The organism is Pseudobacteroides cellulosolvens ATCC 35603 = DSM 2933 (assembly GCF_001262605.1).
In the GTDB taxonomy this organism is placed as follows: Bacteria; Bacillota; Clostridia; order Acetivibrionales; family DSM-2933; genus Pseudobacteroides; species Pseudobacteroides cellulosolvens.
The window spans coordinates 3,283,416-3,307,019 of sequence record NZ_LGTC01000001.1 but is presented as its reverse complement, the minus strand read 5'-3'; the positions used below and the strand labels follow the sequence as shown (position 1 = coordinate 3,307,019).

General features: G+C 37.3%; 21 protein-coding genes. 12 read left to right on the top strand and 9 right to left on the bottom strand.

Annotation, left to right across the window (positions count from 1 at the left end; translation table 11 throughout):
- Nucleotides 1-17: 17 nt before the first annotated feature.
- From bcp to Bccel_RS13410, 11 genes are all read left to right on the top strand, one after another.
- Nucleotides 18-476, top strand: coding sequence for a thioredoxin-dependent thiol peroxidase (gene bcp, locus Bccel_RS13465; RefSeq protein ID WP_036944584.1), 459 nt, complete (start codon nucleotides 18-20; stop codon nucleotides 474-476).
- A gap of 111 nt (nucleotides 477-587) precedes the next feature.
- Nucleotides 588-1,241: a cobalamin B12-binding domain-containing protein gene (locus Bccel_RS13460; RefSeq protein ID WP_036944582.1), complete on the top strand. Its 654-nt coding sequence runs from the start codon at nucleotides 588-590 to the stop codon at nucleotides 1,239-1,241.
- Nucleotide 1,242: 1 nt separating this feature from the next.
- Nucleotides 1,243-2,406 carry an ABC transporter permease gene (locus tag Bccel_RS13455; RefSeq protein WP_036944581.1) on the top strand — a complete coding sequence of 388 codons (1,164 nt, stop codon included), beginning with the start codon at nucleotides 1,243-1,245 and terminating at the stop codon, nucleotides 2,404-2,406.
- On the top strand, nucleotides 2,399-3,085 hold the full coding sequence (locus Bccel_RS13450) for an ABC transporter ATP-binding protein (protein ID WP_036944579.1): 687 nt from the start codon (nucleotides 2,399-2,401) through the stop codon (nucleotides 3,083-3,085). The genes Bccel_RS13455 and Bccel_RS13450 overlap by 8 nt, the downstream gene beginning before the upstream one ends.
- Before the next feature lie 144 nt (nucleotides 3,086-3,229).
- A complete protein-coding gene (locus Bccel_RS13445; protein WP_152966008.1) occupies nucleotides 3,230-4,069 on the top strand; it encodes a GNAT family N-acetyltransferase in 840 nt (279 codons plus the stop codon).
- Nucleotides 4,070-4,088: 19 nt separating this feature from the next.
- A complete protein-coding gene (locus Bccel_RS13440; protein ID WP_050753441.1) occupies nucleotides 4,089-4,469 on the top strand; it encodes an iron chaperone in 381 nt (126 codons plus the stop codon).
- A gap of 620 nt (nucleotides 4,470-5,089) precedes the next feature.
- The gene (gene secA2 / locus Bccel_RS13430) at nucleotides 5,090-7,480 is read left to right on the top strand and encodes an accessory Sec system translocase SecA2 (protein ID WP_036944577.1); all 2,391 of its coding nucleotides are present in this window, start codon (nucleotides 5,090-5,092) and stop codon (nucleotides 7,478-7,480) included.
- Nucleotides 7,481-7,560: 80 nt separating this feature from the next.
- Complete coding sequence (locus Bccel_RS13425) at nucleotides 7,561-8,139, top strand: DUF2179 domain-containing protein (protein WP_036944576.1); 579 nt, start codon at nucleotides 7,561-7,563, stop codon at nucleotides 8,137-8,139.
- Between the two features lie 96 nt (nucleotides 8,140-8,235).
- A complete protein-coding gene (locus Bccel_RS13420; protein WP_036944574.1) occupies nucleotides 8,236-9,108 on the top strand; it encodes an ABC transporter ATP-binding protein in 873 nt (290 codons plus the stop codon).
- A gap of 42 nt (nucleotides 9,109-9,150) precedes the next feature.
- On the top strand, nucleotides 9,151-9,948 hold the full coding sequence (locus Bccel_RS13415) for an ABC transporter permease subunit (protein ID WP_036944573.1): 798 nt from the start codon (nucleotides 9,151-9,153) through the stop codon (nucleotides 9,946-9,948).
- 111 nt (nucleotides 9,949-10,059) lie between these two features.
- Nucleotides 10,060-10,692: a TetR/AcrR family transcriptional regulator gene (locus tag Bccel_RS13410; protein WP_036944572.1), complete on the top strand. Its 633-nt coding sequence runs from the start codon at nucleotides 10,060-10,062 to the stop codon at nucleotides 10,690-10,692.
- A gap of 11 nt (nucleotides 10,693-10,703) precedes the next feature.
- On the opposite strand, the gene Bccel_RS13405 is transcribed toward Bccel_RS13410, so the two are convergent.
- From Bccel_RS13405 to Bccel_RS13365, 9 genes are all read right to left on the bottom strand, one after another.
- Nucleotides 10,704-11,174 carry a hypothetical protein gene (locus tag Bccel_RS13405; protein ID WP_036944570.1) on the bottom strand — a complete coding sequence of 157 codons (471 nt, stop codon included), beginning with the start codon at nucleotides 11,172-11,174 and terminating at the stop codon, nucleotides 10,704-10,706.
- The gene (locus Bccel_RS13400; RefSeq protein ID WP_036944568.1) at nucleotides 11,174-11,686 is read right to left on the bottom strand and encodes a hypothetical protein; all 513 of its coding nucleotides are present in this window, start codon (nucleotides 11,684-11,686) and stop codon (nucleotides 11,174-11,176) included. Before Bccel_RS13400 ends, Bccel_RS13405 begins: the two co-directional genes overlap by 1 nt.
- 38 nt (nucleotides 11,687-11,724) lie before the next feature.
- Entirely contained in the window at nucleotides 11,725-11,928 is a 204-nt protein-coding gene (locus tag Bccel_RS13395; protein ID WP_036944567.1) for a hypothetical protein, read from the bottom strand.
- A gap of 98 nt (nucleotides 11,929-12,026) precedes the next feature.
- Nucleotides 12,027-12,911, bottom strand: a complete 885-nt coding sequence (locus tag Bccel_RS13390) for a hypothetical protein (RefSeq protein WP_036944565.1) — start codon at nucleotides 12,909-12,911, stop codon at nucleotides 12,027-12,029.
- On the bottom strand, nucleotides 12,911-13,891 hold the full coding sequence (locus tag Bccel_RS13385; protein WP_457920569.1) for a hypothetical protein: 981 nt from the start codon (nucleotides 13,889-13,891) through the stop codon (nucleotides 12,911-12,913). Before Bccel_RS13385 ends, Bccel_RS13390 begins: the two co-directional genes overlap by 1 nt.
- Nucleotides 13,866-15,323, bottom strand: coding sequence for an ATPase, T2SS/T4P/T4SS family (locus tag Bccel_RS13380; RefSeq protein ID WP_036944563.1), 1,458 nt, complete (start codon nucleotides 15,321-15,323; stop codon nucleotides 13,866-13,868). Before Bccel_RS13380 ends, Bccel_RS13385 begins: the two co-directional genes overlap by 26 nt.
- Nucleotides 15,324-15,392: 69 nt before the next feature.
- Nucleotides 15,393-16,214 carry a MinD/ParA family ATP-binding protein gene (locus Bccel_RS13375; RefSeq protein WP_036944562.1) on the bottom strand — a complete coding sequence of 274 codons (822 nt, stop codon included), beginning with the start codon at nucleotides 16,212-16,214 and terminating at the stop codon, nucleotides 15,393-15,395.
- Nucleotides 16,193-17,074: a CpaB family protein gene (locus tag Bccel_RS13370; RefSeq protein ID WP_036944560.1), complete on the bottom strand. Its 882-nt coding sequence runs from the start codon at nucleotides 17,072-17,074 to the stop codon at nucleotides 16,193-16,195. Before Bccel_RS13370 ends, Bccel_RS13375 begins: the two co-directional genes overlap by 22 nt.
- A 50-nt stretch (nucleotides 17,075-17,124) precedes the next feature.
- A complete protein-coding gene (locus tag Bccel_RS13365; protein ID WP_050753440.1) occupies nucleotides 17,125-18,531 on the bottom strand; it encodes a nucleotide-binding protein in 1,407 nt (468 codons plus the stop codon).
- Between the two features lie 324 nt (nucleotides 18,532-18,855).
- Between Bccel_RS13365 and essC the strand changes: the two genes are divergently transcribed.
- Nucleotides 18,856-23,529 carry a type VII secretion protein EssC gene (essC, locus tag Bccel_RS13360; protein ID WP_036944559.1) on the top strand — a complete coding sequence of 1,558 codons (4,674 nt, stop codon included), beginning with the start codon at nucleotides 18,856-18,858 and terminating at the stop codon, nucleotides 23,527-23,529.
- Nucleotides 23,530-23,604 lie beyond the last annotated feature (75 nt).

The following is a 23,604-nucleotide window of genomic DNA, read 5'->3' as shown; positions in this document are numbered from 1 at the left end:
AATCGGGAGGATTTTATATGATAGAAGCGGGAAGCAAAGTAGAAGATTTTACACTTAAGGATGAGCAGGGAAATGATATAAGTTTGGCTGATTTTAAAGGTAAGAAGGTTGTATTGTACTTTTATCCCAAGGATAATACCCCAGGGTGTACAAAGCAGGCATGCAGCTTTAGAGATGTATATGACGATATTTTGGAAACAGGTGCTGTTATTATAGGTATTAGTCCGGACAAGCCTGCATCTCATAAAAAGTTCAAGGAAAAATTCAATTTGCCTTTTTATCTTTTATGTGATGAAGATCATAAAGTGGCAGAAATCTTTGGAGCTTGGGGAGAAAAGAAGATGTATGGAAAGACATATATGGGAATAATTAGGTCTACATTTATTATAGATGAGGATATGAGTGTTATAAAGGTTTATCCCAAGGTAACACCTGAAGGTCATGGCGAGGAGATACTAGATTTCATTAAGAGATAAGAGATAAAGAACGATAATATATTGAGGAATGATTGAGCTTTTAATGTTGCAGTTATATATAGTGTGAGCTGAATTATAGAAAAAGGAATATTCAATAAAGGTGGGAATTAAATGAACAAATTCTATGAAGAATTTTTAAAGCATCTGGAAAACGAGGAAAGATATGCCTGTTTAGATTATGCCGTTTCCAAACTTTCAACGGGTGAGCTGGATGTAGTAACTCTCTACGAAGAAATTGTTGGTCCAGCCCTAAATAGCATAGAATGCAATTTAGAAGATAAAAGCTTATGCATCTGGAGGGAGCATGTAAGAAGCTCAATTGTAAGGACGGTTATTGAGAACTGTTATACCTATGTTATCAAGGAGCAAGCAGAGAAAAGAATCAGGGAAGCAGCCGGTATAGCAGTTGTTATTTGCCCAGACGGCGAATATCATGAGATTGGTGCAAGGATTGTAGCTGACTTTTTTACAATATGTGGTTTTGATACTACATTTGTTGGTAGTAGTACTCCAAAGGAAGAGTTCATAAATATTTTGGAATATTTGAAGCCGGATTTTATTGCAGTAAGTGTTACAAATTATTATAACCTTGTTTCGGCACATAAAACAATAAAGGATATCAGAACCAGGTATAAAGGCAATTTAAAAATACTTGCAGGTGGGAATGCGTTTTCAAAAAACCCCAACGCTTATAAAGAAATGGGTGCGGACAAATACGTCCGAACTTTTGATGAAATTCGCGATTACATTGGGGGAGGAAGATAATATGGTATTTTCTGCGAAGGTAGCAATGAGGTTTTTAAAGTCAGGTAAAAGCCAGACAATTTTTATAGCTTTGGGAATAGCTATAGGTGTTTCTGTACAAATCTTTATAGGCCTATTGATTCAAGGTTTGCAGCAAAGTCTTGTAAATAAGACAATAGGCAATTCATCTCAGATTACTGTTACATCAATGAAGGATGATAAGCTTATTGGAAATTGGGAAGATATAGTTGATAAAATCAGTTCGGAAAAAAGAATTGAAAAGATATCGGTTGCAGCTGATTCTTCGGGCTTCGTCAGACATGATGGAAAAAGTGAGCCTGTTTTGGTAAGGGGTTTTTTGCCTGATAAGGCAGATGGAATTTATAATATCAAGGAAAATATTATTGAAGGTGAAGCTTTAAATGGCGACGGACAAGTACTTATAGGAAAAGAGTTCAGGGACAAGCTGGAGTTGAAACTGGGAGATGAAATTGAAATAGTCAATTTTGAAGGTAAAAAATCTACCCTCAAGGTTAAAGGCTTTTATGATCTGAAGGTTTCTTCAATAAATAAGAGTTGGCTGATAGTTAACTTGAAAACATCCCAGGATATTTTCGGATTTCAGAACAAGGTAACAGGAATTGAGATGCAGGTTGCTGATTCCGACGTGTTTGACACAGTAGATATAACAAAATCAGTTGAATCCATAATTAATAATGAAAATCTGAAAGTAGAAGACTGGCAATCCCAAAATGCACAACTTTTAAGCGGTTTAAGCGGACAAAGCATGTCAAGCATTATGATACAGGTGTTTGTTCTGGTATCTGTGATACTTGGAATAGCAAGTGTACTGGCCATTACAGTAATGCAAAAGTCAAAGCAAATTGGTATTCTTAAGGCAATGGGTGTTAAGGACAGAAGCTCCAGTCTGATTTTTATGTTTCAGGGGTTTTTCCTTGGGATTCTGGGGGCAATAATAGGGGTGGTTTTAGGTGTTGGGTTGATTGTCATGTTTTCCAAATTTGCACTAAATCCTGACGGCACACCTGTTGTACCTATATATATGAATTACGGTTTTATTGCATTTTCGGGTTTAATAGCCGTAATTTCAGCAGTTGCCGCATCCCTAATACCTGCAAGGAAATCCTCCAAATTAAATCCGATTGAGGTGATAAGAAATGGCTAAAATGATCGAACTGGTTAATATAAAAAAGATTTATGGAGACAAGGTCAAAACCCAGGTGCTTTTCGATATTAATTTGAGCTTTGAAGAAGGAGCATTCACCTCGATAATTGGATCGTCAGGTAGTGGAAAAAGTACTCTTTTGAATATTATGGGAACTTTGGACAGGCCTTCCGACGGGCAGATTTTGATTAATGGCATAAGTACGGAAAAGATGAATAAAAATCAACTTGCAGAACTCCGAAACGAAACAATAGGATTTATTTTTCAGTTTCATCACCTTTTGCCTGAGTTCACAGCACTGGAGAATGTTCTGATGCCTTATGTAATAAAGCATGGAAAGGCATCAGCAGAAGTGATAAAAAGGGCTGAAGAGCTGATGGAGATGGTTGGACTTGGTAGTGTAAAAAACAACATATCAACTAATATGTCGGGTGGACAGCAGCAAAGGACAGCCATTGCAAGGGCCCTTATCAATAATCCAAAGATAATTATGGCCGATGAACCTACAGGAAATCTTGATTCAGAATCTACTGAGAATATTTATAATATTTTGAGGAATGTAAATGAAAAATTCAAGACCACCTTTGTGGTGATAACCCATGACAGGAGGATAGCTGAGAAGGCCGACAGGATCATTGAGATAAAGGATGGCAGGATCAGTATGGATATCTATAAATAGAGAGGGTATATGTGTACAGGGCTGTTGCAGAAGTTATTTTGCAGCAGCTTTTTTTGTGTGTTGGAGTAATATATTCAACGCTATTGTTAAATGTGTTAGAATTATAATGTTGGCAAATATTATAGTTGACGTGAGAGGGCATATATGCAAATTTTATTTAATAACGGCAATGACAAGAACTATCAAGTAATGCTTAACAAGCTATTGAAAGACATATTTTTGGACTTTCAGTTCTGGTATGATTTAAATATGTGGGATGATAAATACGAGAGTTATTCAATTATGGAAAACGGTGAAATTGTATCAAACATATCTGTATTTAAAACTCAGGTATTGCTTAATAACAAGCAATATTCAGCTTTGTCACTAGGATCGGTTGCCACAAAACCGGAATGCAGGGGCAAGGGATTGTCCAGAATACTAATGGAACATATATTGAAAAAATATGATAATATGCCTATGTACTTATGGGCAAACGAGAATGTTGTAGATTTTTACCCCAAGTTTGGATTTGAACGTGTCAAGGAGAAACTGCCGGTTTATGAATGTAGTATAAATAATGACATAACACCTGTAAAATTGGAATATAGCATCCAAAAGGTATGGGACTATATTTATAACCGTAAAAACTTTTCCTCTAGGCTTGATTGTTTAAATACTCAAAGTATTAATGTATTTCATGTGCACTGGGGCTATCTTAAAGATAATATTTATGAATTGCCTGAAATTGATACCATGGTGATAGCAGAAAAGAATGGAACAACATTAAAACTTATTGGTGTATTTTCTCTTGGAAGCATATCTTTTACCGAGTTAATGAGCCATTTTCCGTTTTCAAATATAGAAAAGATAGAGTTTGGGTTTATGCCTTATTGGGATGATTTAGACTATGTTATGCAGGATTATGAGACAGATCCTATATTTGTACGTGGAGTGAACTGCGATTTGGAAGGCTTGAAGTTTCCAGAGCTTTCAATTACATAACCTTAACAAGGAGGCAAAAATGGATAAAAAACCAAAAAGAAATCCGTCTATAAATATGCCGGAAGAAGTTGATAACTATCTGGCTGATCTACCAGAGGATATACGTGAGGCACTTGAAAAGGTTAGAAGAACCGTTAAAGAAATTGTGCCTAATGCAACTGAAAGAGTTAGCTACCAGGTGCCGATTCTAAGATTAAATAAAGATATTGTTGGGTTTGCTGTGCAGAAGAATCATTGCTCGTTCTATACTATGAGCAGGAGTATTGTTGAGCAAATGAAAGAAGAATTGGAAAACTACAAAATTTCGGGGACAACTATTCATTTTAGCCCGCAAAAGCCTTTATCCCGGGAATTGATAGAAAAAATAGTAAGGCAAAGATTAATTGAGATAGGTGTTTAAGGGACAAACTATTGAATGACAAACAGAAAAGAGTTAGAATAATTGTATACTGCTTCCAATCGAGTGGGTATTAAACGAAATCAAGAGGTAATTTTGTTTACATTGATCGTTGTTGTGAGAAATTGTGGTGGTAAATACACCGTAATTTCCTAGACATTATAAAAGTCGATTTGAGAAGGGATTTATATGTCATATATTATTTTAACAGGCATTTCCATAATGGTTGCCTGCTTAATTGAATCAATCGATATAAAAAGACCTAAGCATGGAAGAGGGGCAAGGCACCTTTTTCAAAACTGGCATGTGTATTTTACCGGTCATACAGAATACAAGCTAGCTATACTTTTGAATGTTATCTGTTTCCTGCCCATCCACCTTCTATGTAGTTTTTTTGCTGCTTCCAATCATTTTATTATAACGCTGGAAATTATCTATTTATTTAGTATTCTGATTATTATTCTCTTCAAAAATATTAAAATCCAAAATAGGCGCCTTATTAATCCATAACAAATTATTGATGACCGATCGTCGCAATAAAAGGTGTGAAATGATTATTGAAAAACATATAGTTCATTTTTGCAATACCTTATGTAAACGTGATTAACTAAGGAGGTACTTTTATGTTTAATAAATTGTCACAAATAGGAAAGAAGATACAGGGAATGCACATCCCTGTTAGTTACAACATAGACCATTATAACAGCATTGTTGAAGAAATAAATAAAATAAGCTTGAGTGATAAAAGTGAAAGTGATCTTAGAAATATGGCCATTGAAATAAGAAAAAAAGTCAAGGATGGCACATCTTTAGATGATGTCCTTGTAGAGGCTTATGCATTAGGCCGTGAAGTATCGCATAGGACCCTTGGAATGAGGCATTATGATGTACAGCTTATTGCAGGTATAGCATTGCATGAAGGTAAAATGGTTGAAATGCAGACGGGAGAAGGAAAAACCCTTGCTGCTGTTCTTCCTGCATACCTTAATTCATTAACAGGTAAAGGTGTTCATATATTAACATTTAATGATTATCTGGTTCACAGGGACATGGAATGGATGAAGCCAATATATGATTTTCTTGGAGTTACGGTAGGCTATATAAAAGAGGGAATGAGCATTAAGGATAGGCAAAATGCCTACAGGATGGATATTACTTATGTCACTGCCAAGGAGGCAGGATTTGACTACCTGAAGGATTTCCTTTGTATCAGAGAGGAAAATCTGGTTCATAGAGGGTTTAACTATGCAATTGTAGACGAAGCGGACTCAATCCTGATTGATGAAGCAAGAATACCCCTTGTTATAGCAGGAAGCCAGGAGGGAGAGGAAAATGACCTTGCTAGACTTTCTGCATTGGCAAAAGAGCTTATAAGAGGCACTGATTATGCTATTGACCAGAATGGATCAAATGTTTATCTGACGGATTTTGGACTTTGTAGAGTGGAGAGGCTTCTTGGGTGTTCCAATTTATATGAGGAGCCAAATCTCAAGCTGCTTACGCAAGTGAACAGTGCACTTTTTGCAGAGGCACTTTTAAAAAGAGATAGGGATTACATTGTCAGGGATGGAAAAATTGAATTGGTGGATGAGTTTACAGGCCGTGTTGCAGATAAAAGGCACTGGCCGGATAACATTCAGGCAGCGGTTGAAGCAAAAGAAGCCCTTAATAAAAAGTCCAGGGGAATTATAATGTCGCAGATTGCACTCCAGCATTTCATTAATCTTTATCCAAGAATAGCAGGTATGACAGGTACAGCCAAGACGTCAGCCAATGAATTTCACGAATTCTATGGTGTAGATGTGGTAGTTGTACCTACCAATAAGCCATGCATAAGGAAAGACTGCTCTGATATGATATTTGTAAGCAAGGAAGCTAAGAAAAATGCCATTATAGCGGAAATCAGAAAGGCTCATGAAAAAGGGCAGCCTGTATTGATCGGAACAGGAAGTGTTGAAGAATCGGAGAGGCTTTATAAAGAGCTTCATAGTGTAGGTATTGAGGCTAATGTTCTAAATGCCAAGAATGATGAGATGGAGGCAGAAATCGTTGCAAAATCAGGTATGTACGGAGCTGTTACAGTTTCTACCAACATGGCGGGACGTGGTGTTGACATAAAGCTTGGCGGTGAGAATGGGGAAAGAAGGGACGAAATAATTGCAGCCGGAGGGCTGTATGTTATAGGTACCGGCAAAAATGAGAGCAGAAGGATTGACAATCAGTTAAAGGGTAGGGCCGGCAGACAGGGAGACCCTGGTAAAAGCCGGTTGTTTATCAGCCTGGAAGATGACCTTATGGTGAAATATGATTTGACAAAGCTGGTGCCCTTGCAGCTGTATCCTGAAGATAAAAACAAGCCCTTTAATAATTCCACTGTGAATAATGAGTTAAACAGAGGTCAGAGGACTGTGGAAGGCTATAATTCCGATGTGAGAAGGCAGCTTTTAAAGTATTCCTTCATAATAGAGGAACAAAGAAAAATTGTTTGCAGCAAGAGGCAGGATATCTTACAGGATAAGGCACAGCTTAAGATTCTAAAAGAAAAATCCCCTGAAAAGTATGATGAAGTATTGGTTAAGTATGGTGAAAAGACCATGTATGAGGTGGAAAAGCAGCTCACATTATTCTTTATCAACAAACACTGGGCTGAGTATCTTGAATATATGAATTATACAAGAGAGAGCATTCATTTGGTAGTAATGGGAAGAAAAAATCCTATGGACGAATTTCATAAGATTGCTATAGAAGCTTTCAGTGAAATGCTTGGGGATATTGAAAATGATATAGTAAGCACCTTTGAAAGGGTGGAAATAACAAAGGACGGTATAGATATGGAGAAGGAAGGTCTGACGGGGCCTTCGTCAACATGGACATACCTTATAAATGACAGCCCGGATCAATTCAGTAACTTGCCTCATTTGGTCAAGGCATTTTCAACAAGGGCTTCAGGGACATTGTTTTCTCTAAGCTCCATTTACAAGAAAATATTTGGACGGAAAACAATCACAAAATAACTGGAAAAGGTTACAGCTTTATAACTGATTTTTTTTGGATTATGATAATCATAGTAGCTGCAAAAAGAATTGGAGGTTTTATGAGTATATTACCGATGATAGACCATGATTTATTTAACTGGGTTGTTTTGCCGTTATTAATTTTTATTTCAAGAATATTTGATGTATCCATTGGCACAATGCGAATCATTTTTGTATCAAGGGGCAAAAAGTTTATTGCACCGTTTCTTGGGTTTTTTGAGGTGTTTATTTGGTTGGTTGCTATTAGCCAGATTATGCAGAACCTAAGTAATATTTTTTGTTATCTGGCTTATGCAGGCGGTTTTGCAATGGGCACATTTATTGGGCTTATTATAGAGGAAAAGCTTGCAATTGGAATTCTTGTGATCAGAGTGATTCTTGTAAAGGACGAATGTAAGCTAGTTGAGCGGTTGTCATCATCAGGCTATGGAGTTACTGTAGTAGGTGCAAAAGGAGTAACAGGTGATGTGAAAATCGTTTATACCATAGTACGCCGAAAGGATAAGGATAATGTTATATCTATTATAAACCAGTGTAATTCCAATGCATTTTACTCAATTGAAGATGCAAGAGCAGCTGATCACGGAGTTTTTCCATTAAATAAAGCAAATGGTGTTATTGGTATGTTAATCAAATAATATTTCTCATAAATACACCCTGTTGACTACATGGTCAATAGGGTGTATAATTAAGGAAATGAATTGACCATCTAGTCAATGCAAGGAGGGACAAATATGAATGCAATTGAAATTGAAAATTTAACAAAATACTATGGCAAATCAAGGGGCATAATTGATGTTAATTTGGAAGTAAAAGAAGGAGAAGTATTTGGATTTATAGGTCCTAACGGGGCTGGTAAGTCCACAACTATAAGAACATTGCTGGCTTTCATATTTCCTGATAGCGGGAATGCAAAGATACTTGGTATGGACTGCTTAAAAGACCAGGCCAGGATCAAGATGAACATAGGATATCTGCCGTCCGAGGTCAATTATTATGACGATATGAATGTCAGGGATTTGCTTTTGTATTCTGCAAAGTTTTACAGAAAGGATTGCACAAAAAGAATAAATGAATTAAGTGAAATACTTGAGCTGGACCTTAATAAAAAAATTGACTCTTTGTCTTACGGGAATAAAAAGAAGGTTGCTGTTATACAGTCGCTGCTCCATGAGCCCAAGCTCCTTATACTGGATGAACCAACAGGAGGATTGGATCCTTTAATGCAGAACAGATTTTTTGATATATTAAAGTATGAAAACAAAAAAGGAGTTACCATTTTCTTTTCATCTCACATTTTAAGTGAAGTGCAGAAGATGTGTAACAGGGTGGCCATAGTGAAAGAAGGCAGGATGCTAAAGGTGGAGACAATAGATAGATTAAGAGGAGAAAAACACAGGAAAGTAATGGTAGAACTTAAGAATAAGGATGATATCCTGGCAGTTCCGGGAATGAGAAACCTGGAACGAAATGATAACAACATTCAGTTTCTTTACAGCGGTGATATTAATGATCTTTTGAAAAAGCTTGCACTTTTGGAGATTGATAACCTTTGGCTGGAAGAACCGTCACTGGAAGAAATATTTATGCACTATTATGAGTCCTAATGGTAATTTATTTATTAAAACATCTTAAAAGGAGTGATTGATATGACTATATTCTTAAGGGAGCTTAAAAGGAACAGAAAAGGCTTTATTATATGGACCTTGTGCCTTGTTTTATCCAATGTGGGTATGATGCTTATGTATCCTACCTTTGCTAACCAATCTAGGGAATATCAGGAATTGATGAAGAAATTTCCTAAGGAATTGTTAGAAGGTCTTGGAATGGATAAGCTGAATTTTGGACAAATACTTGACTATTTCGCCTATATATTTTTATATATAATGCTTTTTGGTGCAGCCTATGCAATGATTTTAGGCTCAAGCATAATTTCTAGGGAAGAGAATGAGAAGACTATAGAGTTTTTGCTGGCAAAGCCTGTTACCAGGAATGGTATAATTACTCAAAAGATTATGACGGTACTATTCTATATAACTTTGCTTAATGTTATATTCGGTGTTGTTGATTTTATCACATTTGAGGCGATAAAGAAATCAGACTATTCTATGGAAACATTTATACTCCTCCATTTGGGATTTTACCTGCTGCAACTGACTTTTGCTGCTGTGGGACTATTCATTTCCATATTTGTGACAAAGGCTAAAGCAATATATCCGGTAGTATTTGGGGCAGTATTAGGAACATTCTTTGTTAATATTGCGTCGGCAGTGTCCGATAAGCTTGCTAACCTAAAGTATATTACCCCATTTAAGTATGTAAACCCGTCAAATATTGTTGATAAAAATTTAATAGATTCTGTATATCTGGCGATTATGATTATAGTTATAATATTATCTGTTGTACTGACATATGTGGTGTACAATCGTAAGAACATTTCTGTATAATATATTAAAAGTGTTAATAAGCCAGGCATTTGGCGGCAGAAAATACAATAAATTTATCGCATTTAATACAAACCCACAAAAAAGCAATCTGCAAGAGGGAGTGATATACTTTTGAATAGTACTTTTGAAGGCCTTCCTGAGGATAAAAGAAAACTTATTATTGATGCCTGCATGGAAGAATTTGCACAGAACGGCTATGAGAAGGCTTCTACCAATACTATTGTTAAAAATGCAGGAATATCTAAAGGTATACTGTTTCATTACTTTGGCAATAAGAAAAACCTTTATCTATATATACTTGATTATGCCGTAGAACTATTTACACAGAAATTTTACAGCCTGGATTTAAATGTTCCCAGGGATTTGATAGATAAAATTATATATTACGGGTTTGGAAAATTGAAGGTATATTATGAGCTTCCCGTAGTATCCAAGCTAATTATGGAAGCATTTATAAGTATACCGGACGAACTGAAAGGTGAAGTTTTGGATAGATATCAGAAAATTTATGATCAAAACATGCCCCTGCTTCTTCAAGATATAGACAAAACAAAGTTCAGAGAAGGTATAAACAAGAATAAGGCTGTAGAACTGGTAATGCTGTGTATGGATGGGATTAATGCCAAGTATATCAACATGTTTAAAAGAGATCCAGAAAAAAGCATGATGAACTTGGAAGATGTTTTTAATGAAATGAAGGAATATTTTGAGATATTAAAGGGCGGGTTATACGGCAGTCCATAAAAAACGCATAATCAGTTTTCTACCGATAGTATCTGACGTCTCTTTATAACAATGTATGTCGGATCGTTTTCCGCAACACTATTGAAGAAACGTTTGAAAAGATTTGTTTTAAATTTATAAGCGGTAGTAACTTCTATCTCACATTCATCTTCATCTATCTTTTCTATATAGACATTAAAATTATTATATTTACCGTCTATAGACACAAAGGTATTTGGATTTACGGGGGATTTTTGCTTAAGATTAAGGCTGTAGCAGAAGTTCTCCCTGAATTTTTCCTTGAAGACTTCTATGTCCAGCTTGCTTTGGACATCCCTGAGAGAATTTATATTGGCAGAGTTAATAAGAGCAGTACGGCATGATGTTTTAAGTGCTGCTCCTATGCTGCATTTGTCAATAAACTGGCTAAACAGTTCAACAAAAGGATTTAAGAGTATTGTAAAGAAGAATACACCCGCTAAAAGAAAAGAAACGAATTTCATTATTGTGTTGCCCCCTGCTGTGTATTTGATCCCTGAAGAGAAAAAGGATCTCCCTCAAGGTCTTTATAATACCGTACCCCAATTGTAGACAGATTAAACCTGATTGGAATCTGGTATGAATATGTATTTCCAAAAACTTTAATATCAAAGGGGAATACAGCTTCAATACCCACCTTGATCTTCTTGCCACGCTGCCTTCTGTGTTTAACTTCTTTATCATCTGAAAAAACTGCTTTTTGTACTTCCACATCATTATCCGAATCGGAATGACTTATAAATATCTTAAGATCGGACATTTTGCGTTTAAAAAGCGGCTTGTCCTCTAGATCCAAAATAACATTATCCACCATATTCTTTGTTACTCCATTAACAGTTGCAACATCAGAGGATAAATTCATGGTTTCAAAAACCAGTGTCAGGTACCATGGGAACAGCATTATAAAATTGGTAAAGGTTATTATAAATATTGAAACCAGTATGGTTGCTAATATGGAATTAGCTATAGCTTTCATTTGTGGCCTCCGAAAACCGCATTAAATAAAACATACCATTATTTTGTTATATTATCTTGAATAAATGTAGTTATCCAGCCCCATATATCCTTTAGCCATGAAGTCAATAAGTCACCTTTAACGGCTGTTATGATAAGTCCAACGATAACTATGGAACCTAATGCAACGGCAATTTCCTTTATGCCGAAGCCATCATCGCTTTTTAAGTAATTTTTTAATCTGGTTTTAAAAGATTTATCCATTTTTGACCTCCAAAATTTTTCCTATAAATTTATATATGTCTAGTAAATTATAATGTATACTACACTATAATTTTTCACGACGACAATCAAAGTTGAATCTACTTAAACAATCTTGTTGCATCAATAAACTGATAGTAGAAATATATCACAACATACACGGTCAATACAAGAATCAAAGCAAACTGGGTGCGGATATTTTTTGCCTCTCTTGACTTTAGCTCGTCCTCCAAAGTCTGAAGCCTCAAGTCATGGAGCTCTTGCTTTAAGTATGCCATCTGTGATGTATTGTCATAACCGTTTAACCTTATCTGCATTATATCACAAAATTTGATTATGTATCTTAAGGGCACCCTCTTTTTCAATTGCTTAAGTGCATATTCCTCGCCGTATTCAATATTATCGATCAATATTCCAAGTTCTTCAGCCATATCGGGATTTGCATTTGGCAGGAAGTCCCTTACAGCATCAGCCAGATATATGTGCACTGACTTTGAATACTGGTAATAAAGCATACTGTAGAACGATGGAAAATCAAACATTATGTTTTTGTTTTTTTGCTCTATCTTTTTCTCAAGGTCATCAACCGGATACATCCAGGCAATTATTGGCCCTAACAGCGATAAATAGCCGATCAGAGGATTTAATTGTATTACCAGTATTGCAGCTAATAACGCCAAAAGTGCCAGAACAATTTGCTTGGCCCTTATTTCCTCGGGAGTAGTTTTAAGGTCAAGTCGCATGATAAGCTCTTTAAACTCGCTCCTTTTCATTTCACCAAGAAGCATTCTATTGGTAAATCGTCTAAGGACAACATCACGTATGTAATAAAACTTTTCCTTTTTAGCCTGCCTTTTTGCCTGGTTGAGAAAATCCCTTGTATTCTTTTTGCGTTTATTGCTGACAGGCTTAACAATAGCAAAAACCAGGGTGAAAGACAAATAAATTATAGCTATAATTGCAAGCAGGCGTGCTATAAGTAACATTATTCGCCCCCCTTAAATTCTTTTTTGATGCTTATATCCCTTTGAAGATACTGACACCTTGCAAAGCTTAAGCATATGGTAATAATGGCAAGACCGTTTATTGATCTTCCAATGCTTGTTGACAGCATAAAATCCCTTAGAGTATCCCCTGTCATAGAATACATTACAAATAATACAATAAGGGCTGACTTTATTATAAACTCTCTGTTCATCTGTCTGAAAATTCTATTCTTTCTGGCATTTATTTCACGCAGTGCAGCGTTTTCATCAACAATATCAAGGAAAATATCAGCCATACCTTTTCGCTCATTATATTCAAATATGATTGCCTTTTCGGCAAAGTTGTCAAATTTGGGTCCTAACTGCCTGTTAAGGACTTCCATAGCACGTTTGAATGTATAGCCATGGTTTTCGCAGTTGTCTACAAACTGAACGAAATATTGTCTGATCTGAGGGCTTAAATAATCTCTGGACTCAAGGACTTTTTTTACGGCAACCAAAACTCCGTCTTTTGCCAATGGGCACAGCAAATCCTCCGCATCCATGATTGCTTCCATTTTTGTTGACTCTGCAATTCTTGACTGCATCATGAAGTAAGTAAAGGCAGCAACAAGCATTGATGCAGAAACCAGTATGGACATTGTCATATTCTTAAACAGCACAAAGGCTGTAAGAATGAAAATGATAAATAAAATGGTTATAAACGTGTTGAATCCTTCCAATGTAAGAGGGAGGTTGTAATCCTCAATAAGGCCTTCAGCCAAAGCATTGTATTTTGGTATAATGCCTTTTTTTTCTTTTATAATTTTGTTTCTTTTAAGCCTCTCTATTGTCCTTCTGGTATTGTATGAAGCTACCCACTGCAAAAGCCTTTGAAATAGATCGCTTAATACATTTAAAGGATTAAACCTGAATATATACAAAACAAATATTATTGATACCAGAACAATAAAACTAAATATCAGATAATATACCATCAATGTCGTATTCCTCCTCCTCGTTAGGAGTTACAGGCCGTGTCAGGAACTCGAATCTGCTTCTCTTGATACCTGATTTTATCATTTTTTCCTCGAGAAATTTGGAAATTGTACCTACTCTCTTATGCTTTCCGATTATTCTGACTACTTTGTTTGTATGAGGGTCCTCTTCTACATCGGTACACTCAAATTTATAAATCTGATGAACTTCAGGCATAAGGCCCTTAGCTCCTCTTACTTCTGAGATCGAAGTGATTTTTCTTGAGCCGTCAGCCAGTTTTTCTACAAAAATTATAAATTTAATAGCAGCACAGATATTTCTCAGTGCCAGTTCGGCAGGCTCATTTGAAGCACTTAGGTATGCGGTGAGGAACCTGAATATGGCCTCTTGATCACCTTCGGAGTGCAGTGTTGTAAACAGATAGTGCCCTGTTTGTGCAGCACGCAGAGCTGTAGTAAACTCGTTTGGGGCTCTCAATTCACCGGGACCGATCCAGTGAGGTGACTGCCTCATTGAATTTACCAGAAGATTCTCCATGGTGGCTACACTTGCATCATCCATATCCTCTGAAACAGATTCATATTGAAGTACATCATTTATTACCTTATCCAGAGGGTCGTTGTTTTTATACCTTAAGAGCCTGAGCTCGGAAGGGTTTTCTATTGTAATTATACGGCTTAATGGGTCTATCTGCCGGACAAGCATTTCGTTTAAAGTAGTTTTACCACTGCCTGTAGGACCAACAGTCATCCATGATAAATCAGCCTTGGGTATCAGTGAAAGCAGCCTTAGCATATTGACTGAAAAGGACTGATAACCCAACATCTCCTGTGGGGTTATGGAGGATTTTTTAAACTTTCTTACAACAAAAGCAGGGTTTCCATAGGGGGAGATTGAGGCATGAGTTGCGTTAACCCTTGATCCGTCAATAGTACGGGCATTGACTATGGGAGTCTTAGGCGTAAGCCTGACCTTGGATGCCCTGATAAGCTTTGTAATAATTTTCTCCATATGCTCTTTGTCGTTGAAATTTTTTGGCCAATACTCGGTTTTACCGTGCTTTTCAACAAAAATCTGATCGGGGCCGTTTGCACGAACCTCATCAATTTCAGGATCTTCCATTGCATCTGTTATGGGACCGTATTGAGTTATTTCCTCAATCAAATCTTCCCGAAGAGTTCCTAAATCGTTATATCCTTCCACATCAGGTTTTTCTGTCTCAACATAATCTATTATGTACTTTACCGTCAGTTCTCTTTTTTCCTTGACATCTTCCACCTGACGATAATAATTGGTTGCTACTTTATTTATATATGACTGGCACTGCTTAACGGATTCCTCAAAGGTAATAACCGTAAGAGCACTAGATGAGATACTTTTATTAGTGAATTTGGATTTCATTTGTTTTTCACTAACTATACTTCTCGTAAGCACTGTTAATCCACCTCATATCTTAACGTTATTTATTGAAAAATGATTAAAATTAATATCACTAGTCATTTGTTACTTAATAATACTGGCTAAAATGTTTATTCCCTTGCTATACCTTCTATCCATGAGTACGCTTTTGGTCACATAAACCTTTCCTTCCAAGGAATAGTCAACGACGCTCGGTACAAAGGGAAGTCGGGTGATAAGTCTTAAGTTCATATCCTCAATAATTTTTAAATCATAATTTAAGCCCGCTTCATTATTCACAATTATGTTAGCAAACTTGGAGGTGCCTATGCCGATTGAGTTCATAAAATGCATTAGTCTGCTGGTGTTCTGGGGGCATTCAATACGCTCACTCCATACAACAAAGCCCATATTGGAGCATTTCATGGAAACATAGCAGAACTCAAGGGGCGGTAAATTGGGAATATCAATTAATACTATGTCAAACATATCCTTTAGTGATGCGATAATTCTCTCAACATCTTCTTCCCTGATATCAAAGTACTCTTCCATAGGATCGGAAGGGCTTGATGTCATTATGTATAGGTTTTTATACCTTGTGTTTGTGACTGCATCCCTTACATCTGTCTTATCGCTCTTTATAATCTGCAAAAGTCCCTTTCCCTTAGGATTTGCGTCGCAGTCTGCCAACTTATATATGCTTGGATAAAAAACCTTTGCATCAAATATGCAGACGCTTTTACCCTTTTCCGCCAGCATAACTCCTAAATTTACTATTAATAGGGAAGTATCTGTGCAGTCACTTGCAGGAATGAAACCATATATATTTTCTTGAAGGGATGCTCTGTCAAGCTCCTCGAATATTCTTTCCTTAGGGGATAGTTTTCCAAGCTGCTCTCTTATGTCTAGTTTTCTTCCATCATCCATGATTGCATCTCCTTTGTAATTGCAGTTGTTTCATCAAGTATGTTTTTATTGTCCTTTCTGCTGAGGAGGGTGATGAGGAATGTTGCGTCCTTTACACCGCTGTAATGTGCATATTTTTTCACCTGGTCGGAGGTTACTTCCAGTACAAGTGCCTTTGCAGTTATTTTCTCCATGAAATCCCTGCTTTTCATAGCTTCCTGCCTTTGCTCAGGACTTAGCTTCATTACCTCCTTATAAACCTCATATACTGAATGTCCGCTTGAGTTTAACTGGTCACGAACCTTTATGCTGTCAAGCACAACGTCGGTTTTACGCACGGTTTTTTCACTTTCATAGCCTGGATTTAGTGCTGTTCCGGCAACTGTTTGTGTTTGGGTTGTTGCATAAGCAACTCTGACCCTTACAAGGTCTCCAGGGACTAGAATATCACCGCCGCATTTTATGTAATCATAGGGCATTGTGAGTACTTCCTTATCCTTGTCCATTTCATAAAGCCATTCATTTTTCAAAGGCTTTTCATCTGTAAGCTGATCTTCATAAAGAAAGGATTTGTTGCGAATGTAATAAAGGGAATACTTGTTTATAACTTTGTCAATTTTGTCATATGTAAGCATATCCGATGTGTACTCTTTTTTGATTATTGAGTACTTCTCCAGCATATCTTTTGTTATCAATGATTTGGCAGGAATGCCATCTCTGCTTTTTACCCTTACTATATCTATGGTGTTTCTTGCATCCTTTCCTGCATTATTTAAAATATAATAGGCTCCTGCAACTACCGAGATACTCAGCAATATTGCAAATATTTTTTTGGGAAGCTGGCTTCCGGGTTTGATGTTTTTTACACTATTGATTTTCATGCTTTCCTCCACAAATATGTCCTTAAAAAGATTAATGGCTTTTCATTTATTTATAATAGATTTTTCAATATTCCTAGATAGTGGGTATTGTATTCCTTGCTTGTAGTGCACAGCTTTTTACCCGAATCAATCTGTAGATCAAATTCCCTTGTATAAGGCACAATGCCGGCACAATGGATTCCTGTGTCCATTATCTCGCCTATATCATTTAATATGTCACAGGTAAACTCCGGTGTAAGTTTTTTATTTTGATGTTTGTTGTTTTCGTTAAATTTTGTAATTACCAACTTTGTCTTCATGTGGAACACTGACAGATCTTCACTTTCAAATGAGTCACCTACCATTTTGGCTGAATTTATAATGGAATACATGCTGTTGTTAGCACATAAACCAATGCTGTCCAAATGAATGAGAAGCTCATAGCACTCTGCCAGAAATTCTAAAGGAATATCAAGTATAACTGTATTGAATTTAGGTTTAAGCATAGTAACTAGATTTAATACTCTCTTTGGAGTAATAAACTCAAAAAGCTTATCTTTGCTGTCAATTGAATACGCCAATGTAATAAGAGACAGATTTTCATTAATCCTACAGGAGTTAATATTATATGAGTCGGGCTTTAAGAGGCACTTTATAAGCGATGCTGCCAAGTCGGGATTTATATCCACTTCGTCCCCAAACTTGTTGAAGTATAGGTTTTGTCCCCTGAAGCAGGTATCCAGATCTATAAGCAGTGTTCTTAAACCCTGTGAACTCGACTCTACCGCCAGGTTTGCAGCAGTACTGGTGACTCCTGAGCCTCTGTGGCCGGTAATTGCAATAGCCCTGCTCATATTAGAGGGCATAATCATGGAAATTGTTTTTTCTTGGTACTGGTAGTCCTGAGGTTGGTTGTCAGAAATCCTGGAAAATGCCTGATTGTTAGGTTCTCTCTGAGCTGGGGTTGGATCGGACCTTCTGCCGAAGAATGGGAAGCCTTTCTTCTTTTTAGGCTGTTCGGAAGCTCCATTGAGTTCATTATTGCCCATAGTAACTGGATCATTGGACTTAAGCCTTTCAAGGCAAATATCAATTAAAGTAGAGGCAGGAATTTTTATTTTATCAATAAAATATGCCTTGAACTTTCTTTCATTGCCCACTGTTTGATTGAAAGCCTGATGGTATTGAGGTTCTTTTGTAACAAATTTGAACTCAACATCCCTTAAGGGACCATATAATAACTCCTTAAAGCTTTTCAAAACCGTTTCAAAATCTGATAAATTGCCGGTAATTCCCTGGTCGATAAGAAGGACTTCATCTATACTCCTATATGTATTTTGTAAAGTGTTTATAGCATCGTCAATTGTCTTGTCATATCCGACAATATTAATTTCTTCGTGTTTGCTAAGTATCTGCGAAAGAAGTTCGCAGCTGCTTCCTGCAATAATATGTATTTTTAAAATTGTAATGACCCCCAAATAATTAGTTCTATGAATCTATATATATTAAAGTAACAATTCCGATAAATGTCACAAAAATGCATTTAACGACCAATTTAATCATACAATTCAATTCTAATTCATCAAAAAATCTTTTACAAGACCTGTTTTTAAGTATATATATAATGAAATACATACCATTAATGGGAATTGTGTCGCAATCAATACATAAACGGAGGGCAAAGTAAAAAACTTTACAGCTGACAATGTATAAGTTATTATGAAATTATAAAATTTATTGAAAGTAGCTAAGGATCAATGTAAGATTATAGCACTTTTAATGTAGTTCATGGGGGAGATAAAATGTTTGAGGATATAGTCCTGCATATTTATTTCGATGATTTTTTCAGAGAGGTTGAACTCTCAGGGTTTAACAACAATCAGATTTCTATCGGAAGTGACGAACTTAATGATATTGTCTTAAAAAGCCCTGTAGTTGAAAGCAGGCATGCTGTTATAAAAGCGGAAGGTACTGATATTAATATATATAACCTGAGTAAATCAGGTTTGTCGTATAACGGGAAAAAAGTGTCGGAAAAAGCTGTTGAAGAGGGAGATGTATTTATAATAAGCAGCTTTAAGTCTACTTCGTCCATGGCTGCGATTATGGTGAAAAATAAGAATCCTTTATACAATATTGAAAAAAAATTCAGCACTAAGTCAATTCAGGAAATAAAAATAGGCAAATCCCAGAAAAATCATATAATCTATTCGGATCAGCTTGTTTCAAACGAGCATGCCAAGATTTATCAGGCAGATAATGGGGAGTATTTTGTACGTGACTTGAAAAGTTCCAACGGCACATATTTAAATGGGAAGAGAACTTACGAAGGCCAGATTAAGCCTGGTGACATTATTCATATATGCGGGAATAAAATCATATTCACTCAGGATTATCTAGTGTTGTGCAATGCTGGAAAGGGAGTGCAGGTAAAAGATATTGAGCAGATCAGGGAGGAAAGTGTTGCAGAAAAACCCCAATACCCATATTTTCAGAGACCGCCCAGATTGATACCTGAAATGCCCAAAGGGGAAATTGAGATATCAAGTCCGCCATCCATATCATCAAAGCCGCAGGTTTCATGGCCGATGATACTGCTGCCTCCTGCACTTATGGCAACTACTACAGTCATATCGGGAATGTTCATGAAGTCAAACTATATGTATATTTCACTTGTTATGACTGTTGGAACACTGGGAATATCCATTTTAAACTATAATTTGCAGGTTAAAAAATTTAAAAAAGACGATAAAACCAGAAATGAAAAGTATCTACAGCATCTTCATGAAAAAAGAAAAGAGCTGGAATTTGCAAGGGAACAGCAGAGAAATGGCACACAGCTTATTCATCCTGACATAAAAGAGTGTATTAGAAGAGTACAGTCAATCGACCGCAGGCTTTGGGAACGAACCATACAGTATAGTGATTTTATGGCACCAAGGATTGGTATGGGAAAAACGCCTCTTAGGCTTAAGATAAGGGCACCTGAGCAGCGTATCAGTATAGAGACGGATAACCTGAGTTTGGAACCTCAGAAACTGGTAGAAGAATTTTCTTATATTAACAATATCCCTGTCAGCCTGCCCCTTTATCAAATGGGGACATGCGGCTACATAGGAATAAGGCAGGAGGCATTGAATAACATCAGGGCACTTGTTATGCAGCTTGCAGCACATCACTTCTATGAAGAGGTAAAGATTATTGCCGTATATTCAAAGGAGGAAGAATGTGAATGGGAGTGGATGAGGTGGCTTCCTCATGTATGGGATGATTCAAGGCAGATGAGGTTTATGGCAAAGGATAGGGAGTCTGTCCACAATATTTTTTCCATGTTCTACGACATAATTAAAGAAAGAGAGTTTAGAGCAGGAGATAAAGACAAACACATAAACTCAATCCAGCTTCCTCATTTTGTATTCCTTTTGGGAGATATAAGGCTCCTGGAGAATGAGGCCATCATGACTTATCTTGCTCACAACTGCCAGCACCTGGGAGTGTCGACCATATACATGTTCGATAGGATGGAGTTTTTACCTAAGGATTGTCATGTAATTTTGGATTTCAATTCCAAGACAGCTGAAATGATAGAAAGGGCAGCTGAGACTGTAAAGAGTGAGTTTACCCCTGACAAGGTGAGCATTAAAGATTCCGATCTATTTGCAAGAAGAATGGCACCAATAAGGATGAAGCAGATGGTTATGGCGGGCAATCTTCCAAACAGGGTTACGATGATGGAGCTATTGGGCGTCAGGGAAGTGACGGAGCTTGATGTGAAGACCAACTGGCAGGAAAATATGCCATATAAGTCGCTAGCAGCCCCTTTGGGTATCAGAATTGGCGGAGAAAAAATACAGCTTGATCTCCATGAAAAGGTTCATGGTCCCCATGGTCTTGTAGCGGGAACAACAGGTTCAGGTAAGAGTGAAATTCTTCAATCCCTTATTATATCCATGGCTATCAATTACCATCCCCATGAAGTGGCCTTTGTTTTGATAGACTACAAAGGTGGAGGTATGGCAAATGCATTTATAGATCTTCCCCATCTTGTTGGTACAATTACCAACCTGGGAGGTAACCAGATCAACCGTGCCCTTGTATCCATAAAAAGTGAGCTTAAAAGAAGACAGACTATTTTCGGAGACTATGGCGTTAATCATATTGACAGCTATCAAAAGCTTTATAGAAGCGGCAAGGCCAAAGAGCCATTACCGCACCTTATCATAATTGCGGACGAGTTTGCGGAATTAAAAAGTGATCAGCCGGAGTTTATGAGAGAGCTTGTAAGTGCTGCCAGAGTTGGTCGAAGCCTTGGTGTTCATTTGATTTTGGCAACACAGAAGCCTGCAGGTATTGTAGATGAGCAGATATGGAGTAACTCCAGGTTTAAGCTTTGTTTGAAGGTTCAGGATGCACGAGACAGTCAGGAGGTAATCAAGAAGCCTGATGCTGCGGACATCAAACAACCGGGTAGAGCATACATTCAGGTTGGTAACAACGAGATATTTGAACTTTTTCAGTCGGCTTGGAGCGGTGCCGACTATGACCCTGAAGCATCTGAGAGGGATGATGATATTAATGAAATTTATGAAGTGGATATAAATGGTGCTCGACGTAAGCTTTATTCCAGTGCCTCAATTCAGAGGCCTAAAAAGGAATACACCCAGCTTCAGGTACTTGTAAGGCACCTTAGCGGCGAAGCAGAAAAAAATAACATAGTAAGACTGAACGGACCATGGATGCCGCCTATGCCGGAGAAAATTGTATTAAAGGAACTGCTGGAAAAGGATGGGCATGGCTGGAACGGCAGAGGATGGATTCCTTCTGAGGAATGGATTTGTCCTATAATTGGACTTGTTGACGATCCTGAAAAGCAGACACAGTACCCTTTAAAAATAGATCTGGGAAAGGAAGGGCACCTTCTGGTATACGGTTCTCCCGGATACGGTAAAACAACATTGCTGCAGACATTGGCTGCATCACTGGCTCTTTCCTATACACCGGAAGAAGTCAATATATACTTTATGGACTTTGGAAGCAGGACGTTAAGCATATTCTCCGACATGCCCCACTGCGGCGGAGTCATAATGATGGATGAGAGCGAAAAACTGGATAAATTCATAAAGTTTATATTCAGAGAACTTGATAACCGCAAAAAGCAGTTTGCAGATAAGGGTATAAGCAGTCTGTATTCATACAGGCAGGCTACAGGTGAAAAGCTTTCTGCAATAGTTATACTGATTGATAATATTTCTGCATTATCAGAGCTTTATCCAAGTGTTGAAGAATCTCTTGTTCAGATTACAAGAGAGGGAGGAAATATTGGAATTCATGTTGTGATAACTGCTTCAACAGCTAATGCCATAAGGTTTAAGCTCAGTGCAAACTTTAAAATGGCTTTGGCACTTCAAATGGCGGATAAAGCTGATTATACAAGTATTGTGGGTCGGACCAACGGTCTTGAACCGTCACCAAATATTGGCCGTGGTCTTGTAAAGGCCAACTCTCCGTTGGAATACCAGACAGCTTTGGCGGTAGATGGTGAAAACGAGTTGGAGAGATCAATAAACTTAAAAGCATTAATCAAAGAATTTGATGCAGCGTGGCAAGGAGCCAAGGCAAAGCAAATTCCGATTATGCCTGAAACGGTATACTTCAGGGAACTGCTTGTAAGGAGCGATGTTAAAAAGGCTCTTGCAACCAGCATGTTTATTGTTCCTACGGGGCTTTCGGATAATGATATGGAACCGGTATATTTGGATCTGGCAACAACTCCCCAATTACTCATTACAGGTAACATACAGAGCGGGAAGAGCAATTTCCAGAAGATTTTGGCCATTACTCTTGCCATGAGAAATTCACCTGAGAAATTTGCAATCCATATAATTGACTCGGCATCGTATGGGCTGTTCCCGCTTTCAAAGCTGCCCCATGTGAAAAACTATATCAACAGTGGTGAACAACTGCCGGAATTTGTTGAAAGTATCAAGAGCTTGTTGGATGAACGGAAGGAAGAATTAAATGAAGCACGAATGGCTTCAGGGGGATTGGTTTCTGAGAAGGAATTCCTTTCGGGACGTCAGCTTAATGTTATATTGATAGATGACTTTAATGAGTTTATGCAGATTGCAAGCTCTGGAGTAAAGGATCTTTTCGAGCAAATACTGAAAAAGGACCGTAATTTGGGAGTAAGTATAGTAATTGGCGGAGCAGTAGGGGATATCAACTCCAGTTGGGAGGGCTTTGCAAAGGCTCTCAAAGATCTGCAGGCAGGTATGCTGTTCGGATTTATAAACGATCAGCAGATATTTAATATAAGACTTCCATACGGTACAACAGAGAGGCAAAAGAAGCCTGGAGATGGTTACTTTATAGCCAAGGGAAGCCATACCGGAATGAAGACCGCATTGATTGAAAATAGCGTTCTCAAGGCTTGGGTAGACCAATTGGTTGCCAAATACAAGAATGATGAGGAATAAAGAGGCAATATATATGAGGTTTTATATAAACATGTGTATAATATTTTGTATATTGCGAAGCAAGTCCAATTCTGA